General features: G+C 65.4%; 11 protein-coding genes. 8 read left to right on the forward strand and 3 right to left on the reverse strand.

The features are described 5' to 3' along the window. Positions 1-59: 59 nt before the first annotated feature. The 8 genes from IT549_RS06605 (at position 60) to IT549_RS06640 (ending at position 6,665) form a co-directional block, all read left to right on the forward strand. The gene (locus tag IT549_RS06605; protein WP_292971069.1) at positions 60-3,290 is read left to right on the forward strand and encodes a YdbH domain-containing protein; all 3,231 of its coding nucleotides are present in this window, start codon (positions 60-62) and stop codon (positions 3,288-3,290) included. Between the two features lie 86 nt (positions 3,291-3,376). After that, on the forward strand, positions 3,377-3,544 hold the full coding sequence (locus tag IT549_RS06610; RefSeq protein WP_292971128.1) for a YnbE family lipoprotein: 168 nt from the start codon (positions 3,377-3,379) through the stop codon (positions 3,542-3,544). A gap of 13 nt (positions 3,545-3,557) precedes the next feature. Beyond that, positions 3,558-3,971, forward strand: a complete 414-nt coding sequence (locus IT549_RS06615; protein ID WP_292971071.1) for a YdbL family protein — start codon at positions 3,558-3,560, stop codon at positions 3,969-3,971. Between the two features lie 229 nt (positions 3,972-4,200). After that, positions 4,201-4,512 (forward strand): AtpZ/AtpI family protein, encoded by a 312-nt coding sequence (locus IT549_RS06620; RefSeq protein ID WP_292971073.1) that lies wholly within the window; start codon positions 4,201-4,203, stop codon positions 4,510-4,512. Between the two features lie 9 nt (positions 4,513-4,521). Beyond that, on the forward strand, positions 4,522-5,271 hold the full coding sequence (locus IT549_RS06625) for a F0F1 ATP synthase subunit A (RefSeq protein ID WP_292971075.1): 750 nt from the start codon (positions 4,522-4,524) through the stop codon (positions 5,269-5,271). A 40-nt stretch (positions 5,272-5,311) separates the two neighbouring features. Then, positions 5,312-5,536, forward strand: coding sequence for a F0F1 ATP synthase subunit C (locus IT549_RS06630; protein WP_292971078.1), 225 nt, complete (start codon positions 5,312-5,314; stop codon positions 5,534-5,536). An 83-nt stretch (positions 5,537-5,619) separates the two neighbouring features. Further along, positions 5,620-6,102, forward strand: a complete 483-nt coding sequence (locus tag IT549_RS06635; RefSeq protein WP_292971080.1) for an ATPase — start codon at positions 5,620-5,622, stop codon at positions 6,100-6,102. 11 nt (positions 6,103-6,113) lie between these two features. Further along, on the forward strand, positions 6,114-6,665 hold the full coding sequence (locus IT549_RS06640) for a hypothetical protein (RefSeq protein ID WP_292971082.1): 552 nt from the start codon (positions 6,114-6,116) through the stop codon (positions 6,663-6,665). A gap of 55 nt (positions 6,666-6,720) precedes the next feature. On the opposite strand, the gene IT549_RS06645 is transcribed toward IT549_RS06640, so the two are convergent. The 3 genes from IT549_RS06645 to IT549_RS06655 all read right to left on the reverse strand — a co-directional run. Continuing rightward, positions 6,721-7,695 carry an NADPH:quinone oxidoreductase family protein gene (locus IT549_RS06645; protein WP_292971085.1) on the reverse strand — a complete coding sequence of 325 codons (975 nt, stop codon included), beginning with the start codon at positions 7,693-7,695 and terminating at the stop codon, positions 6,721-6,723. 144 nt (positions 7,696-7,839) lie between these two features. Continuing rightward, positions 7,840-8,598 carry a hydroxyacylglutathione hydrolase gene (gloB, locus tag IT549_RS06650; protein WP_292971088.1) on the reverse strand — a complete coding sequence of 253 codons (759 nt, stop codon included), beginning with the start codon at positions 8,596-8,598 and terminating at the stop codon, positions 7,840-7,842. A gap of 131 nt (positions 8,599-8,729) precedes the next feature. Then, a partial coding sequence (locus IT549_RS06655) for a S1 RNA-binding domain-containing protein (RefSeq protein WP_292971091.1) occupies positions 8,730-9,211 on the reverse strand: 482 nt, incomplete at its 5' end.

Genomic DNA, 9,211 nt, shown 5'->3' on the forward strand with positions numbered 1-9,211 from the left:
GCTCCTGCTGGTTCTGCACTCCATTGCCTTTCCAGCGGCTTGCGCGCAAGGGTAGGGCGATGTCCGAAGACGCGTTCGAGGCTGAAGAGCAAGCTACCGATGCGCCGCCGCCGCGTCGCCGCAGGCGCTGGCCGGTGCTGGGCGCGCTGGCCTTGCTGGTGGTGCTGGCGCTTGCGCTGGGCTGGTGCGCGCGCGAAAAGATCGCCAACCGGATCATCGCCGGCCAGCTCGAAGACCTGGGTTTGCCAGCGACTTACGAGATCGAAAAGATCGGCACCTCGCGCCAGATATTGAAGAACATCGTGATCGGCGATCCGGCGCACCCCGACATGACGGTGGAACGCGCCGAGGTGGTGATCGAACCCACGCTGGGCATGCCCACACTGGGCCGGGTCACGCTGGTCCGTCCGCGGCTCTATGGCAGCTACCGGCAGGCCCGGCTGAGCCTTGGCTCGCTCGACAAGCTGCTCTACGCCAAGCGCGAAGGGCCCAGCGGCCTGCCCGATCTCGATCTTGAGCTGATTGACGGACGGGCGCGGCTGGACAGTGAATTCGGCCCGGTCGGGATCAAGGCGGAAGGGCGCGGCAACCTGCGCGGCGGCTTTGCCGGAATTCTTGCGGCGGTCGCGCCCAAGCTGGCGATGGGCGGCTGCAAGGCCCAGCAGGTCAGCGCCTATGGCAAGCTGAGCGTCAGCGCCGCCCGGCCGCGCTTTGAAGGGCCGGTGCGGCTGGCCGCGCTCGACTGTGCGGGCGGCGGGCCGAACCTGCGCAAGGCCAATCTGCAACTGGCGGTGACTGCGGCAGAGAAGTTCGACCGGTTCGATGGCAACTACGCGGTCGATAGCGGCGCGATCGGCTGGCAAGGCAGCCGGCTGGGTGCGGCCAGTGGCAAGGGCGATTTCAGTCTGGCCCAGGGCGATCTGACCGCCAGTTACAAGCTGCAGGGCAAAGGGCTGGACGCGGCCGGTGCGCGGGTCAGCCAGCTGGCGCTGGAAGGTCAGCTGCGCAGTCATGACCGGATGGCCAGTTTCAGCGCCGAAGGCATGCTGGGCGGCAAGGGCGTCAGCCCGGGCAAGGCGCTCGATGGCGCGCTGGCCTCGCTCGAAAGCTCTGGGCAGGGCACCTTGGTGGCGCCGGTGGCCAAACAGCTGCGCGGATCGCTGGCGCGCGAGGCGCCGGGCAGCACCTTTTCCGCCAGCTACCAGCTGCGCCAGAGCGGTCAGCTGACCAATCTGGTGATCCCGGGCGCCTTGTGGCGCGGCGGCAGCGGCGCGCACCTGCTGACGCTGTCACGGGTTCAAGCGACCCTGGGAGCCAGGGGCGGGCCGAAACTGGCCGGCAACCTGCGCACCGATGGGGCGGGGCTGCCACGGATCGAAGGCCGGTTTGAGCGGCGCGGGGCCAGCGGCGGAGTCGCCCAGCTCAGCCTGGCCGAATACCGCGCCGGGGATACCAGCATCGCGCTGCCGCGGCTGCAACTGGTGCAATTGCCGAATGGCGCGATCGGCTTTGCCGGGCAGGCGCTGGTTTCGGGCGCGCTGCCGGGCGGGCGGGTTGATGGGCTGGCCTTGCCGGTAGAGGGCAACTGGTCGCAGCAAAGCGGGCTGGCGGCGCTGCGCAAATGCACCCCGGTCAGCTTCACCCGTTTCAAGGTCGCCAACCTGGCCCTGTCGGGGCAGAGTCTGACGATCTGTCCGGGCCGCGACGGTGCGATCCTGAAAAGTGACGGGCGCGGCACGCGGCTTTCGGCCGGCACCGCCGGGCTGGCCTTGTCGGGCACCTTGGGCACCACCGCAATCCGGCTGAAGAGCGGCGCAGTGGGGCTGGCCTGGCCGGGGGCACTGGCCGCGCGCGGGATCGACGTGTCGCTGGGGCCGGTGGCCGAACCGACCACGCTGAAGATCGCACAGCTCGACGCGATGCTGGGCAAGGTGATCGACGGCAGCTTTGCCGGGACCGAGCTGAAGCTCAACGCCGTGCCGCTTGACGTTTATGACGCGGCGGGCAAGTGGCACTTCGCGAACGGCGATCTGGCGATCAGCGGGGCCAGCCTGTGGGTCAAGGACCGCGAACGCGATGCCCGGTTCTATCCGCTGATGGCCCGCGATGCCGCGTTGCAGCTGCATTCAACCACCTTCACCGCCCAGGCCTTGCTGCGCGAACCGCAGAGCGACCGCGAAGTGGTGGTGACCCGGATCGAACACGATCTCGACACCATGCAGGGCCATGCCGATCTCGATGTGCCGGGGATCCTGTTCGACGACAAGCTCCAGCCCGATACGCTGACCTATTTCACCAAGGGTGTGGTCGCGCTGGCGCAGGGGACGGTCAGCGGCAAGGGCCGGATCGACTGGGACCGGCAGGGCGTGACCAGCACCGGCGAATTCAGCACCCAGCAGTTCGATTTCGCGGCGCTGTTCGGCCCGGTCAAGGGCGTGCGCGGGACGGTGCGTTTCACCGATCTGCTGGGGCTGGTGACCGCACCCAACCAGCACCTGGCGGTCGCTTCGATCAACCCGGGGATCGTGGTTGAGGACGGCGACGTCTCGTTCCAGCTCCAGCCCGGACGAATCCTTGAGGTGAATGGCGCGGAATGGCCGTTCATCGACGGACGACTGGTGCTGCTGCCGACCTCGATGGCGCTGGGCACCGCCGATGTGCGGCGCTTCACCCTGAAGGTCGATGGTGCCAATGCCGCCAAATTTGTCCAGCAGCTGGACCTGTCGAACATTTCTGCGCGCGGGACTTTCGATGGCACCCTGCCGCTGATCTTTGATCAGGACGGCGGGCGGATTGAAGGCGGGCTGCTGGTTTCGCGCCCGCCCGGCGGCAATCTGTCCTATGTTGGCGAGCTGACCTACAAGGACCTGTCGACAATGGGCAACTTCGCCTTCCAGGCGCTGCGCAGCCTCGATTTCAAGCGGATGGAGATCGGGCTGGCGGGCAATATCGATGGCGAGATCGTCACCGCGCTCAGGATCGACGGGGTCAGCCAGGGACAGGGCGCCAAGCGCAATTTCATCACCAGCCGCTTTGCGGGGCTGCCGATCCGCTTCAACATCAATATCCGCGCGCCGTTCTATCAGCTGGTCGGCACCTTCAAGTCCTATTACGATCCCTCCTATCTGCGCGATCCGCGCGATCTGTGGGAACTGGGGGCGGATGGCCGCAAGAAGGCGCCCACCGCGCCGTCACCCACCCCGGCTGCGCCCGCCACACCGCCGCCGGTACCGCCTGCGGTGCAGAAACCGCAAGATATTCAGCATTCAGACAGCAGGAACCGTCCATGATGCATCGCGAATTGACCAACCGCGCCTTGGCTGCGAAAGTCCTGCCGATGCAGGGGATGCGATCAGGGAAACGGTGGTTGTTGCCCATGTTGGTGGGCGGCGCGATTGCGCTTTCGGGCTGTGTTTCGGTCAATGCGCCGGACAAGCCGATCGTGATCGAGCTCAACATCAACATCAAGCAGGAGGTCGTCTATCGCCTTGCGGCTGATGCCAACAAGTCGATCGAGGAACGGCCCGACCTGTTCGGAGAATAGGAGTACGATGGACATGACTGCCCTTATCGAACGCAAGCACAACCGGCTTTCGCTGGTCTTGGCCGCTGCGGCGCTGGGCATGCTGCTGCCCGCCGCGCAGGCCAGCGCGCAGGTTGCTTCGCCGGTGCTCGCCAGCGCCCGGGCCTCGGGCCAGGTGGGTGAACAGACCGATGGCTATCTGGGCTTCCCTTCGGTGCCCAGCGCCGAAGTGCGCCGCGCCGCCGATGAACTCAACATCAAGCGCCGCGCCTTCTATGCCGAACGCGCCGCCGCGCAGCACTCGACGGTTGAAGACTATGCCTTCACCATGGGCTGCCAGCTGATCGCAAAGACCAAGCCCGGCGAAAAGTACCAGGCGCCCGACGGTTCGTGGCGCACCCGCGGTGCCGAAGCCCCGCTGCGCAACAATCTCTGCCCGGCGACCTAACGCCGCGAAGGTCATCTCAAATGCGGGGCGCCGGCAGCAATGTCGGCGCCCTTTTTCGTTGCACTGCGGCAAAGCGTGGTGAACGCACTGGAGTCGCGGTTGACTCGGCCCAAGTCCCTTTCTAAAGGGGCCGCGCGTTGACCCTGCCGCCTCGGTGGAAGGGGGTTTGCGCGCACATTCTTCCGGTTGGTTTGGCCCTTCTGGGTACAGCCACTGACAGGGCTATCGCGTGACTGATTCGAGCGGAAATGGCGGTGGGGACGACCTCGACCGGCGCATCGCCGAAGCGCAGGCGAAGCATGAACGGGGAATTTCCTCGGCTGAAGGTCGCGCGGAATCGCGCGGCTGGGCCGTGGGGATAGAGTTCGTCGGTGCTGTGCTGGTTTCGGGCTTTGTCGGCTGGGCGATCGACAATTGGACGGCTCTTGGTACGCGTCCCTGGGGTATGATCGTCATGCTGGTGCTGGGCTTTGCTGCCGGAACGCGCCGCGCGATGCAGACCTCGCGGCAGTTCGATACCGATCCGGGCAACGACACGTAGGGATTTTCGATGGCCAACCCGATGGAACAGTTCTCGGTTCAGACGATCAAGCCGCTGGAAGTGGCCGGCTATGACGTTTCGTTCACGAACAGTTCGCTGTGGATGCTGTTCGCGCTGGTGGCGATTTCGATTTTCCTGTTCGTCGGCACCGCGAAGCCGCAGCTGGTTCCGGGGCGCTGGCAGGCAGCGACCGAGTATCTGTATGATTTCGTTCGAAAGATGCTCGATGAAAACGTCGGCCCCGAAGGCCGCCGGTTTGCTCCGCTGATTTTCTCGATCTTCATCTTTGTGCTGGCCTGCAATCTGCTGGGGCTGATCCCCTGGGTTGGCGCCTTTACGCCGACCAGCCACGTCACGGTCACCTTTGGGCTGGCGATGATCGTTTTCGTGACGGTCTGCGTGGTGGGCATCTGGCGCCACGGGTTCCACTTCCTCGCGCTGTTCTGGCCCAAGGATGCCAACATTTTCCTGGGGGCTTTCGTCTTCACGATCGAATTCCTCAGCTTCCTGACCCGCCCGTTCACCCTCGCAATCCGACTGTTCGCCAACATGACGGCCGGCCACGTGCTGCTGAAGGTGTTCGGCACCTTCGTGGTCACGCTCGGTTCGTTCGGCGCGCTGCCCTATGTCTTCGGCATTCTGCCGCTGGGTGTGAACATCGCCCTGACCGCGCTTGAAGTGCTGATCGCCGTGGTTCAGGCCTACGTTTTCGCTCTGCTCGCTTCGCTCTATCTGAACGATGCGATCAACCTCCACTAAGTCGTTTCACCACAACCATTTCTAAACGAAGGAAGTCATCATGGATCCTGCATCTGCAAAAGTCATCGGCGCTGGTTTGGCTGCTATCGGTGCCGGCCTGGCCGCTATCGGCGTGGGCTCGATCTTCGGTCAGTACCTCAACGGTGCCGTGCGTAACCCCGAAGCCGACGCCAAGATGGGCGGCCGTCTGATTTTCGGCTTCGCCGTGACCGAAGCGCTCGGCCTGATCGCGGCCGTTGTCGCGCTGGCTCTGGCGTTCAGCTAAGATACCTTTTGCGCTGGCCGAAGCGTTTGGGCAGGTGCCCGGGCGCTTCCGGCCGCGCAGACTATTTGCAGGCAGGATAGGCAATGCCTCAGTTTGATTTCGCGCATGTGCTCTGGCCGCAACTGGCCTGGCTCGCTGTGTTTTTCGCTGTGCTCTACTTCGGCGTGGTCCGCATGACCCTGCCCAAGCTGGGCAAGGTGATGGACGCACGTGAACAGTCGATTTCGGGTGATCTCGCAACGGCCAAGGCCGCCAAGGCGACTGCCGATGAAATCGATGCCCAGTATCATGCCGAAATGGGCCGTTCGCGTGATGAAGCGCGTTCTGCAATCGCGGCCGCCAAGGCTGCCGCCGCCAAGTCAACCGAGGCCAGCCTAGCCAAGGCTGGCGCCAAGGCTGATGAGGCTCTGGCCGATGCCGAAGCGCGCATCGCCAAGGCCGTCAGCAAGGCTGAAGGCGCACTGGCCGATGCCGCTGCCGAAAGCGCCCAGGCGATCGTGGCCAAGCTGACCGGCGTCGAGCCGAAGCTGGATGCGGCCAAGTCCGCTGTTTCGGCCCGGGCCTGAGGGGAAACTGCATGACCATTCTGCTCAACCTCCTGGCTGAAGCTGCCGCTCACGGCGCCGAACATGGCGAACATGCCGAAGCGACCCTGCTGGGGCTGGGTGCCGAAGGCTGGGTCTATACCGGCATCACCATCTTTTTCCTGATCGCGATTTTCGGGGCCAAGGCGCACCGCCAGGTGCTCGGTGCGCTCGATGCGCAGATCGCCGAAACCCGCAAGTCGCTGGACGAAGCTGCCGCTGTCCGCAAGGAAGCCGAGGCGCTGCTCGCCAATGCCAAGGCCCAGCAGGCTGCCGCCAGCAAAGAGGCCGAAGGCATTATCGCCCACGCCAGGCACGAAGCCGAAGCGATCGTCGCCAAGGCGGCCGAAGACACCAAGGCGCTGGTCAAGCGCCGCGAAAGGATGGCCGAAGACAAGATCGCTGCCGCCGAACGCGCCGCGGTTGAGGATCTGCGCGCCAAGGCTGCTGCTGCTGCCGCTGGTGCCGCACGTGACCTGATTTCCGGCAGTCACTCCGCCAAGGCCGACAAGGCCCTGGTTGATGAGGCGATTGCCGCACTCTGATCCGAATTACCGAGCTGGAGAGGGGAAGGGCGGCCTGCGGGCCGCCCTTTTCCGTTCAGGGTTCCAGCACCACCTTGCCGACAATCCCGCGCGACGCCATCGCTGCATAGGCCTCACGCCAGCGCTCCAGCGGCAGGATCCGGTCGATGTGTGGATTGAGCCGGCCATCGGCGGCCAGCGTCGCCACGGCTGCGCGGATCGCCTTGCCGCGATCGGGAAACCGCCGGGCATATTCGCCCGCGCGCACCCCGACCACCGAGAAGCCCTTGATCAGCGGGATGTTGGTCGAAATCTCGGCAATCCGTCCGCCGGCGAAGCCGATCACCAGCAGCTTGCCGCCAAAGGCAACGCAGCGGGTGCTTTCATCGAACACATCGCCGCCAACCGGGTCATAGACCAGATCGCACAAGTGTCCCCCGGTCAGCTCGGCTACCGCCTCGCGGAACCGGCCTTCGGCCAGGATCACCGCATCGGCCAGGCTCGCGGCCTTGAGGCGTTCGACCTTGTCAGGCGTTCCCGTGGTGGCGATCACATGCGCGCCCAGCCGCTTGGCCAGTTCCACCGCGGCCAGGCCCACCCCGCCGCTGGCGCCGTGGATCAGCACCCATTGCCCGGCTTGCAGTCCGCCGATCTCGACCAGCGCGGTATAGGCGGTGCCATAGGCTGCGCCCAACGCGGCGGCGGCGGGAAAGCCGATCCCGTGCGGCATCGGGGTCACCGCGCGTTCGGGCACCACCGCATATTCGGCAAAGGCCCCGGTCTTGTTGCCGCCGTAAACCTTGTCACCCGCCTTAAGCCCGCTGCCGGGATCCGCCTCGATCACTTCGCCCGCGAATTCCAGCCCGGCCACGAACGGCAGTTCGGGCTTCATCTGGTACTCGCCGCGGGTCATCAGCAGGTCGGGGAAATTGAGCGAAGCGGCGCGCACGCGCACCAGCACCTCGCCGAGGCCGCGCTGCGGCATCGGCAAATCGGTCAGGGTAAGCCCTGAAAGGTCCGAGCTCAACCGATCAACCAGCAACGCCCGCATTTTCAATCCAACTCCCTGAATGAACCCGTTCGCCCTGAGCTTGTCGAAGGGCCGTTCTGCTTCTTGTCCCTTTGCGCGAGTTCCAAGAAGACGGCGGTGCTTCGACAAGCTCAGCACGAACGGACTGCGTTTGACAACGTGGGATCAAAAGCTGTCCTTCGCCGCCCGCAGCGCCGCAAAGGTCGCCACCGAATCTCCTCCGCCCCAGCGCGCCTGCATGCCGGGATCGTCGGCGCGCAGGAAGGGGTTGGCGGCGAGTTCGTCTTCCAGGCTGCTTGGCACGGTCCATTCTTCGCGCTCGCGCCTTGTGCGCACCTTTTCGGCATAGGCCTGAAGCGCGGCATTGTCCGGGTCGGCATGCAGCGCAAATCGCGCGTTGGACGCGGTGTATTCGTGCGCGCAATAGAGCAGGGTGCGCGGTGGCAGCGCCTTGACCCGGCTCAGGCTCCTCCAGAATTGCGGCGCATTGCCCTCGATCATCCTGCCGCAGCCCAATGCGAACACCGCGTCGCCGACAAAGGCCATGCCGGCCTCGGGCAGGTGATAGGCGACATGGCCGCTGGTGTGTCCGCCAACGTCAATCACTTCGGCCCGCCATTCGCCGAGCTGGACGACATCGCCCTGGCCGACCTCGCGGTCGACGCCGAAGGTCCGGTCGGCCTCTTCGGCCGAGGCGATGATGGTGCAGCCGGTCGCCGCCTTGATCGCCTCATTGCCGCCGGCATGATCGGGATGCCAGTGAGTGTTCCAGATCTGGGTGATCCGCCAGCCCTTGCCCTGTGCTTCACGCAGATAGGCCTCGCCATCGGGCGTGTCGATGCAGGCGGTTTCGCCGCTTGCCGGATCGTGCAGCAGGTAGCCGTAGTTGTCGGACAGGCAGGGGAACTGGTGAAGTTCAAGCATGGGGGTCTCCTCACGGCCCAATCTAGCGCCTGCACCGCAAAGTGAAAGCCCGCCCGGATCGCTCCGGACGGGCCTTCGACCACCTCGTCATCCCCGCCCAGGCGGCAATGACGACAGATATCCGATCCTGATCAGCTCTTGCCCTTGAGCGCCTCGCCAAGGATGTCGCCCAGCGATGCGCCCGAATCGGACGATCCGTATTGTTCGACCGCTTCCTTTTCCTCGGCCAGCTGGCGGGCCTTGATCGAGAAGTTCGGCTTCTTCGAGCGGTCGAAGCCGATGACCATGGCGTCGACCTTCTGGCCGACCTGGAATCGGTCGGGACGCTGCTCGTCGCGGTCGCGGCCAAGGTCGGAGCGCTTGATGAAGCCGGTCGCGCCATCCTCGCTCGCCTGGACCTCGAGTCCGCCGTCGCGCACCTCGAGCACGGTGACAGTGACGACGTCGTTGCGCTTGAGCGACCCGCCGCCCGCCGCCGTTGTGGGGGCTCCGCGTTCGAGCTGCTTCATGCCAAGGCTGATGCGCTCCTTCTCGACGTCGACGTCGAGCACGACCGCGGTGACCTGTTCGCCCTTGCGGTGAAGCGCCAGCGCGTCCTCGCCCGAGATGCCCC

Source organism: Novosphingobium sp. (genome assembly GCF_020852455.1).
Classification (GTDB): Bacteria; Pseudomonadota; Alphaproteobacteria; order Sphingomonadales; family Sphingomonadaceae; genus Novosphingobium.

Bases quoted from the DNA above. Each gene is read 5' to 3' on its own strand.
- IT549_RS06635 (WP_292971080.1), top strand. From the start codon at position 5,620: ATGCCTCAGTTTGATTTCGCGCATGTGCTCTGGCCGCAACTGGCCTGG.
- IT549_RS06630 (WP_292971078.1), top strand. From the start codon at position 5,312: ATGGATCCTGCATCTGCAAAAGTCATCGGCGCTGGTTTGGCTGCTATC.
- IT549_RS06645 (WP_292971085.1), bottom strand. From the start codon at position 7,695: ATGCGGGCGTTGCTGGTTGATCGGTTGAGCTCGGACCTTTCAGGGCTT.
- gloB (WP_292971088.1), bottom strand. From the start codon at position 8,598: ATGCTTGAACTTCACCAGTTCCCCTGCCTGTCCGACAACTACGGCTAC.
- IT549_RS06625 (WP_292971075.1), top strand. From the start codon at position 4,522: ATGGCCAACCCGATGGAACAGTTCTCGGTTCAGACGATCAAGCCGCTG.
- IT549_RS06640 (WP_292971082.1), top strand. From the start codon at position 6,114: ATGACCATTCTGCTCAACCTCCTGGCTGAAGCTGCCGCTCACGGCGCC.
- IT549_RS06615 (WP_292971071.1), top strand. From the start codon at position 3,558: ATGACTGCCCTTATCGAACGCAAGCACAACCGGCTTTCGCTGGTCTTG.
- IT549_RS06610 (WP_292971128.1), top strand. From the start codon at position 3,377: ATGTTGGTGGGCGGCGCGATTGCGCTTTCGGGCTGTGTTTCGGTCAAT.
- IT549_RS06605 (WP_292971069.1), top strand. From the start codon at position 60: ATGTCCGAAGACGCGTTCGAGGCTGAAGAGCAAGCTACCGATGCGCCG.